Source organism: Collinsella sp. WCA1-178-WT-3 (M1), from assembly GCF_009696325.1.
Lineage (GTDB): Bacteria > Actinomycetota > Coriobacteriia > Coriobacteriales > Coriobacteriaceae > Collinsella.
Genome location: NZ_VUME01000012.1, coordinates 1 through 19,640, shown reverse-complemented (window position 1 = coordinate 19,640; position 19,640 = coordinate 1). Strand labels below are relative to the sequence as shown.

The following is a 19,640-nucleotide window of genomic DNA, read 5'->3' as shown; positions in this document are numbered from 1 at the left end:
GGGGCATCGGCGCAGGTCGATGCCCCTTTTTTAGCCGTTTGAATTCCGTGCCCGCTTTTAACCGCTCGGACAGAATGTATGTCCGGTTGCCTATCGTTCCCGCAGGTATATAACCTTTTCCGGAACCGTTAAATACCTTTTCGGAAGAGGTGCCCATGAAGACCGTCTATTGTCCCTACTGCGGCGGTCGGGCCTTCAGGAGCAGGACGGCCGAGTTCCGGGAGGTCTGGCCCACGCTCGCCCCCGACGGCGGGTTCTCCGGGGCCGTGCGCGAGACCTGGCCGCAAACCATGGTCCAGCGCTGCCTTTGGCATGCTTTCTCCCAGGTGAACAGGCACATGACTAGCAAGCCGAGGCTGAGGGCGGGGATCGAGCTGAGGGGGCTGGCCGTCGACCTTATGCACGTTGAGACCCTGAGGGAGGCCGGGCAGCGGCGGGCGCCTTCTCGGCAGATACATCGATTGAAAGGCCCGATCCATTCTCGACAGGCACGATGCCGAACTCGTCCTCCAGCTGCAGAAGGAGGCCCAGGAGGTCTCGGGCGTTCTCTACCCTGAAGTCCAACAGGCAAGCGGAGAGATGTCGAGAGCTTCGGCGATGGCTTCCACCTGAGGCTGCTTGGGAGTCCTGAAATCCGTCTCATAGTGACGGATCGCGCCCTTGGAGACGCCGATTTTCTCGCCCAGCTCTCCCTGATAGAGCCCGCGAAGCTTACGGTAGTACCTGATTTTCTCGCCGGTAGTAAAGTGCGCTAAAGCAAATTGGAGAGCGAGAAGCCCTTTCGGGATACAGCGTGTTTGTGTATTGCCGCAGTGCCGGTAAGGACTGCGAAGTCGCATAGATTGGCCCCCGCGGCTCTGCGGGACTAATGACCGCAGAGCCGCGGGGGCTTGTGTTCGAGGGTTTGTGAGCCGTTCTGTAATGCTGGTACCTTCTGGCGTGGTTCTATCCCTTGTAGACGATGCGGCCGTCGGAGATGGTGTAGATCACGCGCGTGTCGGAGATGGCCTTGGCATCGGCTTCGAGAATGTTGGTATCCAGCACGACGAGATCGGCGAACTTGCCTACTTCAACGGTGCCGATAATATCGTCCATGAAGTTCTGGTAGGCGTCGTTCTTGGTGTAGGCCTCGAGCAGCTGGTAGGCTGTGAGCCCCTGTTCGGGCCAGCGGGTCATGTCGGTGTCCTCTTCCTCGGGATAGGGCGAGTTGCGGGTAACGCCAACCTCGATCGCATCGAGCGGGGCAAATGGAATGACGGGGGCGTCTGAGGAGCCGCTGATGCAGATGCCTGCCTCGGCCAAGTGCTTTGTTGGGTACAGCGCCATGGCGCGCTCGTCGCCGATATAGGCGCGCTCCAGGTCCATGAGATCATCGTGGTACATCATCAGGAATTGGAGATTCGCCACCACATCCAAATCGGCCATGCGCTGGATATCCTCATCGGTAATGGCGCATACGTGGGTGATCGTGTGCCGCGCGTCGCGCTTCCCATTGGTCGCCCGAGCCTCCTCGAAGGCATCAAGGGTGCCGTGAACGGCGCCGTCGCCCATGGCGTGCACGTGCACCTGAACGCCTTCTGCATCAAAGTCGTGTACAAGACGGGTAAAGTCTTCCTGAGACCAGATGGGTTCGCCGCACCAATGATCACCGAGTCCCGTTGATTCCTGGTAGGGTTCCAGGAAGACGGCGGTGCCTCTTTCGGTCACTCCATCGTAGAAAATCTTCACGGTATTCGAAGAAATCATGTCTGTGGCGGAGTCGTTGTAGGACTTGATGGCGGAAAGCACCTCGTCATAGGTGCGGCCTTCTTTCATGGTGGGGACGACGCGCATGCGCAGGGTCAAATTGCCCTCGTCCTCCAACTTGTGATACATGTCGATGATATCAAGACCGCCTTGGGTGATATTTGTAATGCCGGTTATGCCATAGGAGTTTGCTTCCTTCATGAATTTGCGCATGGCCTTTTTCAGCTTATCGTTGGTCATGGTGTTGGGCATGATGGCGAATACAATTCCCTTGGCGGCATCGGAGACGCACCCCGAAGGCTCCCCCTTCTCGTTGCGATAGAACAGGCCGCCTTCTGGGTCGGGGGTGTCGGCAGTCACGCCAGCCATTTCGAGGGCCTTGGAATTGACCCAAGCGGCGTGGTAGGAGACGTCGTGGATGAGAATGGGCTTATCGGGGCAGATGGCATCTAGATCTTCTTTCGAGGGCCCGGGATTCGAGCCGTCGGGAAGCTGGTAGGCATTGAGCATGAAAGGCGCTCCGATGTAGCCCTCCTCGTCGGGATGGGCCTCCACGAAGTCGCGGATTGTCTCGAGGTATTCCTCGTTGGTGGTAAGCCCCGTCAGGTCGATCTGGAAGAGGGCGTTGAACCAGTTGGCGGGGGCGTGGATGTGGCCGTCAATGAAGCCGGGGGAGACGAACTTGCCATCGAGGTCGATGACTTGAGTATCGTCTCCTACGAAAGCGTCGGTGCCTGAATCATCACCCACGTACACGATCTTGTTGCCCGCGATAGCGACGGCTGATGCAACATCGCTTTCTGACACCATGGTCTGCACATGGCCGTTGCGGAGCACGATATCGGCAATGTTTTGATCGGCGGAACCGGGCGTGGCATTTGATCCAGGCTGCTCCCCGGATGCGCATCCCCAGAGTCCGCCCGAGAACGCGGCAGCCGCTAGGGCGCTCGATCCAATGACGAAACGACGGCGGCTGAGAGGTTGCTTCTGATGGGATGTGCTCATAAGACCCTCCTTAATTTGGTTGCAGCGCTGTCTCTTTTTTGCGCTGTAGTAATTCAACCTTAAGAGTCAGGGGGTTCTTTGTTAAGAAAAACAGAGAGGGATTTGAGATTAATCGGAGGATGATTTTCTATCCCCCTGTCTCTGAACCGCGAAAATGCAGGGAGACAAATCGGACGTTGGGGTAGTTTTAGCCTTGGGTGCTAAATCTTCTATAATGTTGCCGCTTGATGAAGGAGGAGTCGTGTCCCTCGCTTTTCTCTACAATGTGGCATGTTGCATCGCCTATGCGTTGGTCAGTGCTGCCTATGGGAGTCTGCACTATGTCGAGCGCAGGCGGGGGTATCTCTTCGTCGCGCTCACCTTCCTTGTGTATACGATAGATATATGTTCTGTATTCATGTATGAGTTCGTTCCGGAATTCGCGATGCAATTCGAGGGCGCACGAAACGCCTATCCTATGCTCCGCGTTGCATTCAACATGTTGGTAATCCTCTTGTATCGGCTCGTGCTCGGCAGCTTGCTCTCGCGCAGCTTCTCTCCCGTAGAGGGATTATTTTGGGCAGTTTGCATGATGGTGGCTTTGGCAAGTGGCGCTTCGTCAGTCGAATCGGTTGCACTATGGCGCGAGTTTTTCTTTACCAGGTTGTTGGCAATCTGGGTAATAGGGTACGGCATCTGCTGCTTGGCGGCAGAGTTTCGACACATGAGCCAATGGCGATGGGTTCTCTCGCTCTTACTTGTGCTCATATATGCCTTGGCGGAAGCGGCAACGTATTTGGCCTTTGGACAGGAGGGCGGCGCGCGCTCTGCCTCTCCTCGTAGGGTCCCCGTTGAGATTATGGCGCTTTGCTTCACCGTGGCTGCATATGTCTTTCTTGCACATCATCGGCGGATACGTAATGTGCGGTTGGCGGAATCCCTTGTGCCCTGGATCGCTCGCGAATACGGGCTGACCAAGCGCGAGGAAGTACTGTTGTCGCTCCTTGAAAAGGGCGCATCGAACAAGGAGATTGCTGAGCAAGAATGCATTTCCGTCAACACGGTGAAAACCCACATATCGAATATTTACGCCAAGCTTGGTGTGAGTGGCCGAGACGAGCTTGCGCAAAAACTTAGAAAGGAACTGAGCGGCCGCAAGAGGGCCGGGCTCTGAGAGGCTGGGAGTCGGTGCGGCTATGCGGCCGCCCCTACGGGATCAGCCGTCTACGTATTCTTGGGTGTCGGGCGCGTCGGTTCCTTAGAACGGAGACGCAAGGTGTTGACAGCGGCGCGCAGGGCGAAGAAACCAGTTCAATTTCAATCCGTCTAGGCGTTAGGATTAGTTAGGATTAGTTAGGATTAGCCAGGGTAAGGTGTGCGGTGAGCTAATGTAATCTAAAAATAATCCTGGTTATTTCTTCTCAAAACTACGGGTGCGCCCCATGCTGTGTGGCGCAAGGGAGCGTCTCGCTCATTTCGGGGCGCTTCATGGGAGCGCGGTCCGCAAGGGGCGGTCCGGCCAACGAATTTTGAAGGAGATTTCAATGGTCAAAGATTACATCGACACCAACGACTTCACAAAAGAAGAGCTGCTCGGCATGGTAGATCTGGCCATCGCCATGAAGGGGCTCATCAAGGAGGGCGGCGAGTACCCGCACCTGCTGAAGGACAAGACCCTCGGCATGATTTTCCAGCAGGTGTCCACCCGTACCCGCATCTCCTTCGAGACGGCCATGACCGACCTCGGCGGTCACGCCGAGTTCTTCGGCCCCGGCTCCATCCAGCTGGGTGGCCATGAGTCCATCGAGGACTCCGGCCGCGTTATGGGAAGCCTCGTCGACATCCTCATGGCCCGCGTCGATCGTCATAAGGATGTAGTGAGCTTGGCGAAGTACTCCGCGGCCCCCGTCATCAACGGTATGAGCGAGTACAACCATCCCACCCAGGAGCTCGGCGACCTCATGACCATGATCGAGAACCTCCCCGAGGGCAAGAAGATCGAGGACTGCAAGTTTGCCTGGATCGGCGATGCCACCCAGACCTGCGCGTCGCTCATGTTCATCTGCACGAAGATGGGCATGGACTTCGTGCAGTTCGGACCGAAGGGGCATCAGATTCCCGACGGCTGCCTGCATATTGGCACCGATGAGGAGCGCGCCGAGTTCGGCAAGCATCTCATGGCTATCGGCGAGGAGAACTGCAAGGTCTCCGGCGGCACCATCACCATTTCCGACGACATTTCCTGCATCGAGGGCGCCGACTTCGTGTACACCGATGTGTGGTACGGCCTCTACGACAGTGAAGTCTCCAGCTCCAGCTACATGGATGTGTTCTATCCGAAGTACCAGGTGACCTGGGATATGATGAACGTTGCCGGTCCGAACAGCATGTTCATGCACTGCCTGCCCGCCAACCGTGGCGAGGAAGTCGTCGACGAGGTCATGGACGATCCCGAGCGCTCCCTGTGCTGGGTCGAGGCCGAGAACCGCAAGCACTCCATTCGCGCCATCCTGGCCACTCTGTGCCCCCAGAGCGAGCCCGATGAGCAGAAGGCTGCGGCATACCGCGCCACCATCAATGAGCGCATGGCCGCTCTCGGTAAGCACGGTCTGTAAGACGTACCAGGTCGGGCGAGCTACGGCTCGCCCGCCTTCGCAGGAGATGGGCGACCTCATGGCCATCGGCGAGGAGAACTGCAAAGTCTCCGACGACAACCGAGTGCATCAAGGGCGCCGACTTCATCTACACCGACGTGTGGTATGGCCTGTACGATGCTTTCTGATGGGCGGCAGCAGATGCTTGTCTCTTGCCGCCCATCATCTGCGCCACTGCGCGTAAGCACTGGCGCCCTGTCTGAAAACGACTGAGCAAAGGATTAAATATGAGTGACGGAAAGAAAAAGCTTTCCTTCCTGACGGTCATTTCGACCATCATCTGCGTCGTCTTCGTTTGCGAGGCCGCCGCTCCTGCTGCTGCCATTGGCAACCAGCAGTTCTTCTGGTGGATCTTCCTGATCCTGACCTTCCTGCTCCCTTACGGCATGGTCGTCGCCGAGCTCGGCACCACCTATGACGGCGAGGGCGGCATTTACGACTGGGTACGCGATGGCCTGGGCGACAAGTGGGGCGCCCGCATTTCGTACTACTACTGGGTCAACTACCCGCTGTGGATCGCCTCGCTGGCGACCATGTTCCCCGACATCCTGGGCATGGTCTTTGGCGTCGAGTTCAACCTGATCGCCAAGATGGGCATCGAGCTCGCCTTCGTGTGGATCGTCTACCTCATGGGCCGCTCCAAGGCGGCCGACTCCGAGTGGGTCCTCAACGGTGGCGCCCTGATCAAGGTCGCCGTCGCCGTCATCGTCGGCGCCCTGGGCATCTGGTATGCCATGGAGAACGGTTTCGCGAGCGACATGTCCGCCGCCACCTTCCTGCCCGAGCTCACCAACACCAACGCCCTGGGCTACCTGTCCATCATCATCTTCAACTTCACGGGCTTCGAGGTCATCTGCACCTTCGCCAAGGACATGGAGAACCCGACCCACGACATTCCGAAGTCCATCATCCTGGGCGGCCTGACCATTGGCGCCATCTACCTGTTCGCTGGCTTCGGCATCGGCGCCGCCATCCCGGCCGACTCCATCGACCCCGACTACGGCATGATCGTCGCAGTCCAGACCATGGTGGGCGATTCCGTGCTCTTCAAGGTCATCTGCATCGCCTTCCTGATCACCCTGTTCGCCAACATGGCCGCCTGGTCCTTCGGCGTCAACTCCGTCGCCCGCTACGCCGCCGAGCACGGCAACATGCCCAAGGTCTTCGCCTCGATGATCTCCGAGGACGACATGCCCAACGGCGCCAACCTGGTCAACGCCGTCGTCGCCTCCCTGGTCCTCTGCCTGCAGCTCGTTCCCGTCGACGCCATCTCCAACGGCGTCTTCTGGATGCTCTTCGGCACCTCCGTCGTCTTCCTGCTGCTCACCTACATCCCGATGTTCCCGGCGTTCCTCAACCTCCGCAAGAACGACCCCAACCGCGAGCGCATCTTCACGTTCCCGTTCAAGGGCGCGATGATGAAGGTCATGCTGGCCATCCCCTGCATCGAGCTGATCCTGGCCATCGTCGCGACGCTGGCACCGTTCTCCGCCGCCGAGGTCGGCGAGAAGGTCCCGATGATCATCATCTTCATCGTGCTCATGCTCATCGGCGAGGTCGTCCGCGTCGTCAGCGCCAAGGGCCGCGAGACCGAGTACAAGGGCCTCACCCCCGAGCTGGCCGCCCAGCGCCTCGCCGAGGAGGCCGAGGAGAACTAGGGCTCCCGGCCCCGGGCACCCCGGCCTCCCCGGGGGCGTGCCCGGGCGACGGGTCCGCCAACCATTCCCCGGGGCGGGTGCAGGCGATAGCTCCGGCAGCCGCCGACCGCCCCGACCCCTCTCCCGTATCCCTCGTGCGTCCCGTCTCCGCGCACCTGGCTACGTCGTCGCCCGCCGGTGCGACCCCGTGAAAACCGGCGCCGGGCGCCCCGACCTCTGCCGGGGGACGGGCGCCCGCCATCTCTTGGTCCTAGGCCGCGGGCAGCCCGCCCGCGGCAGACGATCGTTCGGTTTGGAGGAAATCTTATGCGTACGATCACCGAGTCCGAGTCCACCCCGAGGGCCGACGGCTTCTTCATGCCCGCCGAGTTCGCCCCCCAGGACCGCGTGTGGATAGGCTGGCCCCACCGCACCGACACCTGGGCCCACGGCGCCAAGCCCGCCCAGAAGCAGTATGCCGCCATCGCCCGCGCCATCTCCGAGTTCACCCCGGTCTATATGTGCGCCAACCAGGTCGACTACGCCAACTGCAAGGCCGTCTTCGAGAACGACGAGAACGTCACCGTCGTCGAGATGACCACCGACGACGCCTGGTTCCGCGACACCGGCGCCACCTACGTCATCAACGGCAAGGGCGATAAGCGCGCCAACCACTGGCACTTCAACGGCTACGGCGGCCTCATCGACGGCCTCTACTTCCCGTGGGACAAGGACGAGCAGATCGCCCTCAAGATGGCCGAGCTCTCCGGCTGCCGCCGCTACCGTCCCGACGACATGATCCTCGAGGGCGGCTCCATCACCGTCGACGGCGAGGGCACCCTCGTCGTCACCGACCAGTGCCTCCTGTCCCCCGGCCGCACCTGCTCCGCGGTGCTCGAGGAGGAGGAGGACCCCGAGTCCCTCTGGCCCAAGTACCGCAAGAAGTTCGAGCCCTGGAGCGAGGAGCTTCGCGAGTACATGAACGAGCACCTCAAGGACTACCTCGGTGTCGAGAAGGTCATCTGGGTCAAGGAGGGCATCGACCCCGAGGAGACCAACGGCCACATCGACGACGTCGCCACCTTCATCGCCCCGGGCGTCATGGTCTGCATCTGGACCGACGACCCCGAGTACCCGTTCTACGAGCAGTGCCACGCCGCCTACGAGACCCTCTCCAACGCGGTTGACGCCAAGGGCCGCAAGCTGAAGGTCTACAAGCTCTGCATGCCCGTGAAGCCGCTGTACATGGACCAGGCCTCCTGCGACACCATCGACGCCGACGAGAACGCCGAGCCGCGCGTCCCCGACGAGCCGCTGATCGCCTCCTACATGAACTACCTCGTGACCAACCACGGCGTCATCGTCCCGCAGTACGGCGACGAGAACGACCAGCTGGCCGTCGACACGCTCCAGGAGATATACGACGAGGTCTGGGGCGAGGGCGTCTACAAGTGCGTGGGCGTCAAGTCCGACCAGGTCGTCTACGGCGGCGGCAACATCCACTGCATCACGCAGCAGGAGCCGTCCGCCTAATAGCCTGGCTTCCCGGGGCGCGGCGCCCCTCTTTCACGGGGGTCCGCCGCACCCCGGAAGCCCGGCCGGCCAGGCGAACGGGGCCGCCTGGCCGGTCGGCCGGGCTTTCCCCGGGCGCTCCGCTGCCTCCACACCGGAGCGCCCTTCCCCTTCGATTGAATACCCGCCTGGCCTGGGACCTGTTGCGGGTTAGGCCAATTGTTCGCTTGGATATCCCAGGTCAGACGCGTATCCAATTGCCGAAAGTTCCCGGTCGCGAGCGCGGCCGTCTTGATCGGAGTATCTATGTACCAGCGTATTTAATTACTGCGCTGGAATAGAACACATGTTTGATAAATTAATTTAGCATCAGACAGCGGGCACGGTTTCAATCGAATCCGTGCCCGCTGCTGTATGTGTGAACAGTGTGAATAGGGGACGTAGCCCTGTTCACACCTGGACCCATGTCGGCACCGGTCAATGCCCACGATGCTTTTGCTTGCGCTTCAGCTTCCGCTGCTCGAAGCGCGCCTCCGCCTCATCCGCGCGACACTGACTTCTTGCTTGAGCCGACTCCCGCTTCATCGCTTTCCGCTGTGCCGCGAGCGCCTGTTGTGCCTTGGTACTCACCGCAGGCCGTTTAAGGGCTTTCGCTGCCTCGCGAGCGCGCCGCTTGGGGTTCTTCGCGGGCTTGCTTGTCTCAGTGGCCTTGTCGCCGAAGAACGAGAGCTTCTCCCATTTGCCGACAACGAATCGCAGGATCTCCTCATCGGACGGCTCCGCGCCGAAGACGATGCGGGCGACGCCGTATCTGCCGTCCTCGACATGCTCCGCCAGCCCGACCCAGAATTGGCCGTCGTGATATACGGTCAGGGTGGACGATACACTGATCTGCATGGTTGGTTCCTCCTTTATGTAGATGACCATGCAGAGAAGGGACAACCAAGGAGGCAGGTTACTGATGCGGACCCCCGCACGCCCACGACTACCCGACGGGGACTGTGTTTTTATCTCTGGTAGTTGGATTGTAGCACGCGCAGACGCGCCCTTCATCGCTGGCGACATGACATGGTTGGGGCTTACCACCCGACGCGCCCTTGCGCATATCGTCTTCTCGGTTTCGAAACTTTAAAAGACCTTGAGTTTCGAAACCGCGAAGGAGAGTTTAAGCAAAAGACGACATTAGCTCTGAGTCGACGCTCGAGAAGGGGCTCGGGTCGCTTCTGCCCATCAGGGATGCATTCACGAAGGTCCTCATCCCCCGCACGAGGCGCGGGCCTTATACCCGGGGGGGCGTTCTCGTGCTGGATCTCGCGAGGTGACTGCTCGGCGAGCAGGAGTTCTGAGCGTCATACGGGGATATCGCTCGATAGGGCACGCAGGGCCGTTTGCGCTCGCACGGGAAACCTCGTCGCCGTATGGGCGGCCAGTCGCATCCGATTAGTCTTTTGTTATACGGACCTTTCGAGTGCGCACGAAGTGATTGCGCCAACAACGAAGCCCCAACCTGCTCGCTAACTCATGGGCAAGCCACCTGAGACTACTCATTCCCCCTACTAGCAATGAAGGCCTGCGACCTGCAGTTTTGCAAACTGCTTGAAAGGCGCCTGCGTTGATTCGCTTCCTATTGCAGCTGGCGGCTCGCACACGAAAAGGCACTTGAGTTTCAAAGCGGGCGTTTTCGTCGATATCGAACCTCTAAAGGCTGTCCGCCGTGCCCTTTGGGACAAAAACGAAAACTCAAAGCCCCAAGTTTGGAATGAGTTTTTGAGATTGCCTCGGCTTTTGTCCCCGAAGCCGATGAAACACGACATAGTGTTACTTGGCGGCACTCGGTTTGAGACGGCATCGAAAACTGAGGACAACTGGAATGTCGGGACAGTAAAACTGAAGCCATCGAGTGGGAGTAGCGGGAACTGGCTTCTGAACTCGCGTTTTGGTGCCGCCAAGTACCGCCTGATGCTGTTTCGGCATCGCTATAGAGCAAAGCCCCCGGCGAAATAACGGGAATAACGGCCTTCGAACCCTCTGGTTCGGAGGCTTTCTTTTTGCATGTCTACCTTGGAAAACGTCCCGATTATTCCCGTCTGTCCCTACTGGGCGGTGCGGCGGAGTACTCGGCGGTACGGGAATAATAGGGCCCTGCGGGAATAATTTATAATTCGGGTCCATCGAGGGTCGATTTCGGGCGGGTGAAACTAAGTTGAAACTACGGGCTGGGTTCAGACCCTTCATGATTGCGTTCGCCTAGGTCAACAAACGGGAATAAAGAAATGCGTAAATCGGTTTCCGCAGTTTCGGCAACCCCGAATGCCGCCGAATGACGCCGCGTACCTTGCCGCATTCGAGCATGCAATTATTCCTCTAACGGTTCTTCCTGGGCGCCGATTTCATATAGGAATAATGGAACAGCCTCCGAAAAACAGGAGGCTGTTCGCAAAAAAGCATTAATTTACCTGAGGAAATGTCAGAAAGAGGCCTTCCAGTCGGCGTAAGCGGTCTCGTCGACTTCGCCGTGCTCGAGCTCTTTGCGCTTTTTCGCCCAGGGCTTGAGCGACTGCGAGAGCTTTGGGGCATGCGGCGCCTTGGGGTCGACCGCCAGGCCCATGCCGTCCTCGCTGGGCACGAGGCCGTAGCTCTCCTCCAGCTGCAGCAACAGGGCCATGAGGTCGCGTGACGTCTCGACTCCGTAGTCCTTGAGCGCGCCTACGGAGACCTCGAGCTCCTTCGCGATCTCCTCCAGCAATTCGGGCTTCACCGCGCGGATGCCGCTCTCGTAGTGCCTGATCGCGCCCTCGGTGAGCCCCACGGCATCGGCGAGCTGGGCCTGCGTCAGCCCCTTCGCCTTGCGGTACCGCCGAATGTTGTCGCCTGTCGCCATGTGCCCTCCTGTAGATTCATTGGCGTCATTTTATCAGCGTACGCAAATGTACGCGATTCCATTGACGGCACGAATGTGCATGGAGGGATCTGTGCACACGATTGTGCCAAACTTTATGAATGAGCGGTTAAACCAGGATCGTGCAGCTGCCTACAGTGGCTGCTTGTTACCTACGGACGCCATGGCCCGCATTATCTACCGTAGGGGATTGGGGACAAATCCAAGCCTTCTGTGAGGCTTTACAAAAGCTCGCGAAGTCTTTTTGTCCAAAGCGCGAAAGTGCCGTTCTCGACGCATCTTCCGAAATCGTCGCACTCGCACCAGCGATCGGATCTCGCGATTGCAATCATCGAGGCCACGACCAGCTTCTCATCTGCTTTGGAAACGTCCTGATTCACGATCTCCTCGATATCGAGTTCCAACCCATGCTGCGCCAGAATATCGCCATAGCACTTGTATTCGGGATATGCTTCCGCGAAGGCGTATACGTCGTGCAGAAAATCGCGCTTTGCATCCCTTATGGCTTGCAGCCACTTCTTGTGATCGCCGTCGGCCTTACCGTCTTCGAGCCCTTGGCCGACCCCTTCGGCACTCGGCAGATTGTAAAAAGCCAGCATCGCGAGGCCTTCCGTCTCGGTCGGGCCATCGTAGGTTTCGCCGGTCTCCGGTCTCATCTCCTCGCAGCCGAATTCGTCTGCCAAATACTTCAATAGCTTTTCGAAACCTTTGGGATATGCATTAGAGCCCCCGTGCGAGCCGTGCCCATCGAAGAGGCTCCATTGTTCGCCGTCGAGCACCGGTGAATCGTAGTAGGTGAACCAATCGTCGGTGCCAAGATCGCGGAGGAATGCCATGAGCGCATCGACTTGCGTCTTGTCCAATATCCCCTGGTTCTCTCCCTGCTCCAAAAGATGCGACTGGCTGTGGCGGAAAGAGTAAGCCTCTCCGTCTTTGCTGATCTCAAAGGAGGAGTGCCCCTGAAAAAACCCGCCTATGCTGAAGCTGAACACGTCATTATCGAATCCACGCACCGGCCCCTCCGTTCTTTGGTTTCCTGCTGCGTATGTGCACTTGCCCTCATGCGTATTTAATTGGCGTCATTCTATCAGTGTACGAGTTTGTACGCGATGCTATTGAAGTACGGATACGTACGATTATTCTCGGGATTATCAGCGTGCATATTCGTACGAATAGACAGGAGGTCCAAGATGGAACGGCCGGTTGCGCGGACGCCGAGGCCGAGCATGTTCACCGCCGACGAGGTGATGGAGCGCCTGAAGATCAAGAGAGGCGGCGTCTACGAGGTGATTCGGCAGGTGAACAAGGATCAGGAGGCCCTCGGGCGCGTGGTGATCCGCGAGCACACCTGGCACGCCAAGGAGAACATCATCCAGAGCAAACTCATCCCGTTCTTCGGCGACATGCGCATGTGCGACATACGGCCCGTCGACATCGTCAGGTGGTAGAACTCCCTCACGGGGTCCACGAGGCCCGACGGCGACGTCTTCAAGCCTACGTACCTGAGGATCATCAACAGCCAGCTCAACGCCATCTTCAACCACGCCGAGCGCTACTAGAACCTGGAGAAGAACCCCGTCCACAAGGTGGACAAGATGGGCAGCAAGGAGGCCGGTGAAGTGTGGCCGACATGCGCGCGGAAAGCGCGGCGGCCTTCGCGCGTTCACGACGCCTAGCTACTGCAATCGCGCCCGACCGCCCGTTCCTTCGCGTTCTGCGCCTCCAGGATGCACGCGGCCTCTGCGATACGCTTGACGCCTTGCATCCTGCTTTTCTTTTGGTGCGGCCTATCTATATCCTCATACACCATGCGTTTAGCCACTTCTCATCAGCGCGGCCGGGGCGGACGTCGGACGTGACGTCGATGCGCTTGACGGTTAGGTCCTCGACGTCGTCGATGAGGCGGCGGAAGGACTGCTCGGTCATGTCGGTGAACCAGCGGCCGTTGCGCATGCCGTCGTGGTCGCCGATTTTGAAGCTGAGGTAGAAGCAGCCGCCCGGCTTGAGCGCGGCGGCGTATTTGGTGACGATTGCGGGCAGTTCTGCGGCCGGCACGTGAAGCAGGCTGCTGCATGCCCAGATCCCGTCGTATCCGCCCTTGGGCTCGAAATCGGCGAATGTAGCATGTTCCACCTTATGGCCTGTGAGCTTGCTTGCGGCCTTGACCATCTCGGCGCTGCCGTCTACCGCGTCGACCGCGAAGCCTGCCTTGAGGAATGCCAGGGAGTCGCGCCCGCTGCCACAGCCCAAGTCCAGGATACGGCCGCCCTCGGGCAGCCTGTCCGCAAACGCCTTCTGCAGCGCTCCGAACTCGACGTTCGCCGTGTCCGATATGAACTTCTTTGCGTTGCCATCGTAGTAGCCGATGGTCTCCTCCGTGGCGGTCATGTTCTTCCTTCCTAGAACGCGGGCGCTTCGCGCTCCTCCGTCTTCCAACGTTCGCCTGGTAAAAGGTCCGTTGCGATTCTATCAGCCTTCTTCAGGTATTCCCAGCGCAGCTGCGGCGTTTCCCCGGTCTGTGCGATGAGCGTCTCGCGCAGGGGGTGGTGACTGCCGATGAGGTACTCGTTGCGACGGTTGAGCCGGAGTAGATATTCGGGCGCCGGGATGCGCGCGAACTTGCCGCCCTCGCCTCGGTTGCAGTCGGGGCACGCCAGCACCAGGTTCCACACGCCGTCCCAGTTGACACTGGGCACCTGGGAAGACAGGGCGTGCGGGAAGAAATGGTCGACGTCGCAGAGGCCCGGCTTGGCGGATTCGGGCAGAATGAGGCCTCCCTCCGTGCGTGCGGTCCCGTCGGCGGCGTCGATGGGCACGTAGCAATAGAAGCAATGGCCCTTCTGGTAGCCGTTGAGCGATCCACGTGCAGAGGTCACGTCCTTTCGCCGAGTGCCGGACTCGGCCACGAACGCCTGGCCGAGCTCGTCATACGAAATCCGCAGCAGGCTCGACGAGATGCCCTGCTCCCAGGCCGTTTCGACGAGGTTCCAGCGCGACTCCGTCTCCTGGACGATGTTGCCGGCCTCGTCGGAGTTGGCGAGCTTGAACACCTCGTCGGTGAGTATGAGGCGCTTGCTCCCCCTGGAGAAGTCCTTCTCGAAGAACTTCACGGGCACGTCGCCCTGGTTGACGACGTGGAACGCGTCGAGGACGTTGTTGAAGCCGAGCTGCACGGCCGTGGAGATGAGCGCGTCATGCGTGACCTCGCCGTTGTTGAAGCCTGAGCATGCGGCGATAAACTTGCTCGACCGGCTGGTGCTCTGCTTCGGCGAATGGGCCAAATGCTCGCAGAGGTGGCGGGTGTAGGGGTCTGCCAGCTGGTCAAGCGTGACAGAATCCCTGTCCTGCTTCGCCAGGTCGATGAGCGCCTGCGCGAGGGCGAACTTGTAGGACGCCGCGTTACGCCCGAACAGGATGACGCTTCGCCAATTGGACTCCTCGGGAGATCCCGTCAGGAGGTACTCGTCTATCGCGCTCATTCTGTCTGCCCCTTTCTACACTGTGCGCTAATTATCGCTCAGTGCATCCAATTGCATGGGATTGCGTCTCGAAGTGCATCTCTTCTCGGGACAGGCGGCCCCGACTCGGCGGGGTTCGGCTCGCAGTGCGTGTCGCCGCTGCTCTCCAAGACCATGCGCGTGCACGGCATCCGACCCTCGATGGGCTCGATATCCTCGCCGTGGGATAACGCCGCCATGGAGTCGCTCATGGGCCTGGTAAGTCGGAGGGCATGCACGTACGGGTCTATTCCACGCGCGACGAGGCGGCGCTGGGCCTGTTCGAGTACATCGAGGTCATATACAACCGGGCCAGGGTACATACGACACTGGGAGATCTGGGCCCCGCAGAGTTCGAAAAGCCCAATCGGCAGGACGACGAAAGCCACCCGAAGGCGGCGTAGAAGGCGTCAATGGAATCGGGGTAGATTCAGATTCATGGTCATGGTCGTCCTCGAGCTCCTTTCGTCTCGAGGCTCCCTCGCGTGCCCGGCCGCGGGCGGCTCTCGGGGCGGTCGCCGCCGTCAATTCCTGCCGCTCCTTGAATCGATGTAGGCGTTCACTGACGCCCTCGACACCAGGAGCTTTCTTCCGAGCCTGTACGAGTCGATCTCTCCCGACCAGATGAGGTCGTACGCCTTGTTTCGGCCCGCTCTCATGTACTCCTGCATCTCGATCACCGTCATCCATTCGTCCCGATCTTGGCTTCCCTCGGGCGCGGCGCATTCGGCTGTGCGTGCCATGGTTCCTCCAATCTTCCCGTGTGGCACCGTGCGAGGACACCGCACGACACCGTGTGCCTTTTCGTCTGCGCGACGATTGAACCGTCTGATTGCGGTTGGCGCGCTCGACAGGAGCGGAGATGGGTCGAGGTGGGTCGAGCAGGTCGGGTCTCCATGAAACGGCCATGAGCCGCGCTTCTTAGCCCTCAGCTAAGTCTCTGAAAAGTTAAAGGCGCCCATGCGGACGCCTGCTTAGTAGCTGGAGTTGTTCGGTTGTGGTCGGAATGCTCGTCTTCCGCGGTGTTGTCATCCGGGGTCCGGCATCTGTCTTTCGCCTCTTATGTCGTATTTGCTGTTGCATGTTCTGCGAGCGACCTTGCGCAGGTTTTTCAGCCCGTTGTCCCAGGTGCACACGGGTAAATGGTAACCATCCGTTGGGATACGGACATTGTGGGAGGGCTGTCTGGGTAAGCTGGGATGTACGAGTGGCGGGGCTCTAAAAGCAATAATTCAAGTTAAAGGGCCTTGTGCTCTATTTTGTAAAACGCGAGGGCGCAATCAACTCGACGATTTCTCCGAACCTTTTCTGAACCATATAGCGACTTGCGCTCTCGTTTCGAACCAGGCGGTTTTCCTCGTCGTAGCAGTCGTCGATGGCCTTGTTAATCGCCTTCACCGCCTCCATGAATCGCGGCCGCTCCACAGGCGATACCCCGGCCGACTCAAAAACGGCCTCGTTGATCGCTTCTACCTCATGAAGCTCTTCCTCAGGTGCGTCGGGCCCGGGTGCGACAAAGTCGTCGCGAAACCTAAAGGCCCTGTTGACGAGTTCCTCCCCGTATTCTGCAACGACGGCCTCCGTTATATCGTCTCTCTTGTCATTAAGTCGAACCAAGCACGCCATTTCGTCGAGAAGCTCTGGGAGGATGGGCGATTTTAGGATTTCGCTTATCATTGCGCTGTTCGAGTCCCGGCTTTCTTCGAGGTGGTACCTGCGTTCGAAATGTGTGATTTTTCGAACTTGCTCGAGGGCGGATTCCTCTATTCCCGTGTACTCATGGGCATCCTGGGCCTTGTAGGTTTTGCATTCGATATCGCCTATGAGATAGCCGAGATCGACCTCGAGCACCGCGGCGATTTGAAGCATGATTTCGAATTTTGGAAAAGGCCGCACATGGCCCTTCCTGTCCGGAAGGCCAGCGTTGACCCACGTGCTGACGTTCTTCTGCGTAAACCGAGGCTTCTCGCTTTCGCCATAGAATCGATCGTTTATCAGATCCTTGAGATCATTCTGCGTTAGGCCCTGCTCCTTCATGAGTCCAAGGAGATTGTTTCGCCACGCTTCGAGTCTTGGTTCCACGACTTTATTTGACTGCAGAACTTCTGCCTTTGGACCACTCATCTAAAATATCCTCCTAAGTGACTATTATATGATTCAATCTACAAATATTACTGTTAATCGATTCTACCATTCTGCTTTTCTACGAGGCATACTAACAGGCAGAGAGCAAGTAGACAAGGAGTGCTAGATGAGCAAGACCTATACCAACGAGGAGATTCTTGATCGGCTCAAGAGTCTTGAAGGGGTGCTTCTGGAGCGAGTTTTCGAAACCTCGTACAGCGAGAGCTTGCGTACCTACGACCTTATCGACCACCTGCGAAGCAAGGCCCACGACCTTGGGTTGGAGGGAGAGGACACCTACACCGCCCTCATTCGGAATCTAGAGAAGCTCAGTTCGACCATAGGCGGGCTGATCAACGGGAAGCGCGGCGAGCTTCTCGCCGCAAAGAGTCTCAAATGTCTTCGCGGCGATAACCTGCTGCTTTCCAACATCGCGCTTCCGAATGGAGGCTCGTTCGAGGAATACGATCAAGTTTTAATCGCCCGTTCGGGCGTATACGTGATCGAGGTAAAGAACTACCGAAACGACGTCGTGATAGACGATGGGGGAATCCTGCGCTGCGGCCTTCGCTCCTACAACGTCGGTGAGCGAATGCGTGAGAAGATGCATGCCCTTTGGGATGCGATTCAATTCTCTTCTGACAGCTGCATGAGCGAAGAGGACGTGCATGGCATGCTTCTTTTCGTGAATAACGAGGCAAGTGTTTCCGATTTCTTCCATCGAGTCCCCGTGATGCGTCGTGGCCAGATTGTCTACAGCATCGAAGACGCAAACCGATGCGACGATAAGCTGTCTTGGGAGGATATGGTTCGCATCAAGTCCGTCCTCCTCGCACGAAAGACGGCGGCAGAGTTTCCAATGCCGCTTGACGAAAACCGTGTAAAAAGCGAGCTCGAGGATTTCCTCGATCTGGTCGAGGCCAAGACTGCGAAGGACGCTGCTAAATCAATAGCGGCTGGCCACAACGAAGTTGATTCTCCAACAACACTCGATAACCATGCTCGACATTCGCAATTGCCCAGCTGGGTACCCGCCGCGGCGGCTGTCATCTCTGGTTTGGCAATAGGCGCGGGTGGGCTATTCCTGCATGCAAAGAAAGGATAAGGAGCCTGGCTGTTGGATGCGGAAAGCACAGATTGACTACAAAAAGGAGTAAGGATGACCGAAAACACGATGGGATCCATTGCAATAAGCGACGTGACGATTGATGCCATGAACGAGAAGGCCATTAATTGCCAGGGTGTGTTCAAATCCCTTGTCGATGCGACGAGCGGCATCACCGGGCCTCAGGCTGGCCTTCTCGGATGCCTCGTCGTTTCCATTGCCGGGGTGGCGGGATATGGAATATACGCCCTTTGCGACCTGGTCAAATCCAGACACCCCGTCGAGCTCACCTCTGGAGGGGTGCGCTTCGCGGCGAATATGGCAGCGCTCGGCGAGGCGAGCAGCCTCTAATCGGCAGACAGGAGAATCGATGTAGGTGAATGAGATACCTTCGATCGGGACCACGCTGACTTACGGCGAGGCGATCCTCGCATACAACCACTTCGAGCGATCGATGCTTGAGAAGGGGTGCGGGGCCGGGCTTCTGCCCGCGGTGGGGCTGTACGACCTGCTTTGGCAGCTTGAGTCGCTCGCGCAGAAGTGGATTGGCTACACTGATGTGGACAGTTCCGGGAGGGGCGCAAGAGACGGGAGGGCCGTATATGAGGGACCCCAGGCACCCGAGGCATTTCACCGACGATTTCAAGAGGCAGATAGTCGACCTCTACAACGCCGGCAAGCCCAAGCGCGAGATCATGGACGAGTACGACCTCGGCAAGAGCACCGTGGAGAGGTGGATCAAGTCGATAAACGCGACCGGCTCGCCGCGCGCCGCGGACAACCGCACGCCCGAGCAGAACCGGATCCTGGAGCTCGAGCGCGAGAACCGCAGGCTCCGGATGGAGGTCGACGTCTTAAAACAAGCGGCGCTGATATACGCTCGAAAGTGAGGGCCATAGCGGCCAACGAGGGCCGCTACCCCATATCAGCGCAGTGCAGGCTCCTCAGCGTCGCGAGGTCGACGTACTACTCCATGCGCTCGCGGGCCGACCGGCCCGCCGCGCCGGACCCCGCCGCGCCGGCCGTGGTCGCGGCCCACGCCGCCAGCAAGGGCCGGTACGGCTCGCGCAAGATAAAGGCTTCGTTCGGGAGGTCGGGCGTCACCGTCAGCCGGCGCCGGGTCTGTCGCATCATGAGGGAGAACGGCCTGGCCAGCGCATACGGCAGGAAGAGGTTCAAGGTGCACCCCGGGGCGGTCAACGAGGCCGACGCGCCCAACGTCGTCGCGCGCGGCTTCGGCGGCAGGGCGCCGCGCACCCATATATGCAGCGACCTGACCTACGTGCGCGTCGGGGCCTCGTGGAACTACGTCTGCCTGCTCGTCGACCCCTGCAACAGGGAGATCGTCGGCCACTTGTTAGCGTCAATCTATTTTTCACCAGTTTCGCTAAACAGGCGCACCGTTCGCGCAAAGGCGGTTTCACCGGTTGCGCTAACGTATTTTCACCGATTCCGGTCACGGCTTGACGGGCCCGTCCCTCG

19 protein-coding genes are annotated in these 19,640 nt (G+C 59.1%); 10 read left to right on the top strand and 9 right to left on the bottom strand.

Annotated elements, in window-relative coordinates; all coding sequences use genetic code 11:
- Window positions 1-548: 548 nt before the first annotated feature.
- Together FYJ40_RS09255 and FYJ40_RS07440 are read right to left on the bottom strand one after the other, a co-directional pair.
- The gene (locus FYJ40_RS09255; RefSeq protein ID WP_154517929.1) at window positions 549-839 is read right to left on the bottom strand and encodes a helix-turn-helix transcriptional regulator; all 291 of its coding nucleotides are present in this window, start codon (window positions 837-839) and stop codon (window positions 549-551) included.
- A 106-nt stretch (window positions 840-945) separates the two neighbouring features.
- The gene (locus tag FYJ40_RS07440) at window positions 946-2,751 is read right to left on the bottom strand and encodes an amidohydrolase (protein ID WP_154517926.1); all 1,806 of its coding nucleotides are present in this window, start codon (window positions 2,749-2,751) and stop codon (window positions 946-948) included.
- Window positions 2,752-2,992: 241 nt separating this feature from the next.
- Here FYJ40_RS07440 and FYJ40_RS09250 point away from each other — a divergent pair, with 241 nt between their 5' ends.
- The 4 genes from FYJ40_RS09250 to FYJ40_RS07420 all read left to right on the top strand — a co-directional run bounded on the left by FYJ40_RS09250 (window position 2,993) and on the right by FYJ40_RS07420 (window position 8,554).
- The gene (locus FYJ40_RS09250) at window positions 2,993-3,904 is read left to right on the top strand and encodes a response regulator transcription factor (protein WP_370450660.1); all 912 of its coding nucleotides are present in this window, start codon (window positions 2,993-2,995) and stop codon (window positions 3,902-3,904) included.
- 370 nt (window positions 3,905-4,274) lie between these two features.
- Complete coding sequence (gene ptcA, locus FYJ40_RS07430; protein ID WP_154517924.1) at window positions 4,275-5,345, top strand: putrescine carbamoyltransferase; 1,071 nt, start codon at window positions 4,275-4,277, stop codon at window positions 5,343-5,345.
- Window positions 5,346-5,611: 266 nt separating this feature from the next.
- Window positions 5,612-7,042, top strand: coding sequence for an APC family permease (locus FYJ40_RS07425; RefSeq protein WP_154517921.1), 1,431 nt, complete (start codon window positions 5,612-5,614; stop codon window positions 7,040-7,042).
- 306 nt (window positions 7,043-7,348) lie between these two features.
- Entirely contained in the window at window positions 7,349-8,554 is a 1,206-nt protein-coding gene (locus FYJ40_RS07420) for an agmatine deiminase family protein (RefSeq protein WP_154517918.1), read from the top strand.
- 456 nt (window positions 8,555-9,010) lie between these two features.
- On the opposite strand, the gene FYJ40_RS07415 is transcribed toward FYJ40_RS07420, so the two are convergent.
- The 3 genes from FYJ40_RS07415 to FYJ40_RS07405 form a co-directional block, all read right to left on the bottom strand.
- Window positions 9,011-9,430 carry a YjdF family protein gene (locus FYJ40_RS07415; RefSeq protein ID WP_154517915.1) on the bottom strand — a complete coding sequence of 140 codons (420 nt, stop codon included), beginning with the start codon at window positions 9,428-9,430 and terminating at the stop codon, window positions 9,011-9,013.
- 1,570 nt (window positions 9,431-11,000) lie between these two features.
- Window positions 11,001-11,414: a helix-turn-helix domain-containing protein gene (locus FYJ40_RS07410; RefSeq protein WP_154517912.1), complete on the bottom strand. Its 414-nt coding sequence runs from the start codon at window positions 11,412-11,414 to the stop codon at window positions 11,001-11,003.
- 239 nt (window positions 11,415-11,653) lie between these two features.
- The gene (locus tag FYJ40_RS07405; RefSeq protein WP_154517909.1) at window positions 11,654-12,445 is read right to left on the bottom strand and encodes a hypothetical protein; all 792 of its coding nucleotides are present in this window, start codon (window positions 12,443-12,445) and stop codon (window positions 11,654-11,656) included.
- 177 nt (window positions 12,446-12,622) lie between these two features.
- On the opposite strand from FYJ40_RS07405, the gene FYJ40_RS09050 reads away from it, so the two are divergent.
- Window positions 12,623-12,880, top strand: a complete 258-nt coding sequence (locus tag FYJ40_RS09050; RefSeq protein WP_229770721.1) for an N-terminal phage integrase SAM-like domain-containing protein — start codon at window positions 12,623-12,625, stop codon at window positions 12,878-12,880.
- Window positions 12,881-13,223: 343 nt separating this feature from the next.
- Here the strand turns inward: FYJ40_RS09050 and FYJ40_RS07395 are convergent, their stop codons facing one another.
- Both FYJ40_RS07395 and FYJ40_RS07390 read right to left on the bottom strand, forming a co-directional pair.
- Complete coding sequence (locus FYJ40_RS07395; RefSeq protein ID WP_154517906.1) at window positions 13,224-13,820, bottom strand: class I SAM-dependent methyltransferase; 597 nt, start codon at window positions 13,818-13,820, stop codon at window positions 13,224-13,226.
- Window positions 13,821-13,831: 11 nt separating this feature from the next.
- A complete protein-coding gene (locus tag FYJ40_RS07390) occupies window positions 13,832-14,911 on the bottom strand; it encodes an HNH endonuclease domain-containing protein (RefSeq protein ID WP_154517904.1) in 1,080 nt (359 codons plus the stop codon).
- A 251-nt stretch (window positions 14,912-15,162) separates the two neighbouring features.
- Between FYJ40_RS07390 and FYJ40_RS09245 the strand changes: the two genes are divergently transcribed.
- A complete protein-coding gene (locus FYJ40_RS09245) occupies window positions 15,163-15,333 on the top strand; it encodes an IS3 family transposase (RefSeq protein ID WP_154517901.1) in 171 nt (56 codons plus the stop codon).
- A gap of 120 nt (window positions 15,334-15,453) precedes the next feature.
- On the opposite strand, the gene FYJ40_RS07380 is transcribed toward FYJ40_RS09245, so the two are convergent.
- The gene (locus tag FYJ40_RS07380) at window positions 15,454-15,672 is read right to left on the bottom strand and encodes a helix-turn-helix domain-containing protein (protein WP_154517898.1); all 219 of its coding nucleotides are present in this window, start codon (window positions 15,670-15,672) and stop codon (window positions 15,454-15,456) included.
- 511 nt (window positions 15,673-16,183) lie between these two features.
- Window positions 16,184-17,053, bottom strand: coding sequence for a hypothetical protein (locus tag FYJ40_RS07375; protein WP_154517895.1), 870 nt, complete (start codon window positions 17,051-17,053; stop codon window positions 16,184-16,186).
- Window positions 17,054-17,180: 127 nt separating this feature from the next.
- Here FYJ40_RS07375 and FYJ40_RS07370 point away from each other — a divergent pair, with 127 nt between their 5' ends.
- The 4 genes from FYJ40_RS07370 to FYJ40_RS09040 all read left to right on the top strand — a co-directional run.
- Window positions 17,181-18,158, top strand: a complete 978-nt coding sequence (locus FYJ40_RS07370; protein WP_154517892.1) for a nuclease-related domain-containing protein — start codon at window positions 17,181-17,183, stop codon at window positions 18,156-18,158.
- A 54-nt stretch (window positions 18,159-18,212) separates the two neighbouring features.
- Window positions 18,213-18,509, top strand: a complete 297-nt coding sequence (locus FYJ40_RS07365) for a hypothetical protein (RefSeq protein ID WP_154517889.1) — start codon at window positions 18,213-18,215, stop codon at window positions 18,507-18,509.
- 251 nt (window positions 18,510-18,760) lie between these two features.
- Window positions 18,761-19,048: a transposase gene (locus tag FYJ40_RS09045; RefSeq protein WP_229770720.1), complete on the top strand. Its 288-nt coding sequence runs from the start codon at window positions 18,761-18,763 to the stop codon at window positions 19,046-19,048.
- Window positions 19,045-19,640, top strand: a 596-nt coding sequence (locus tag FYJ40_RS09040) for an IS3 family transposase (RefSeq protein ID WP_370450658.1), incomplete at its 3' end; no start/stop codon positions are given. The genes FYJ40_RS09045 and FYJ40_RS09040, both read left to right, overlap by 4 nt.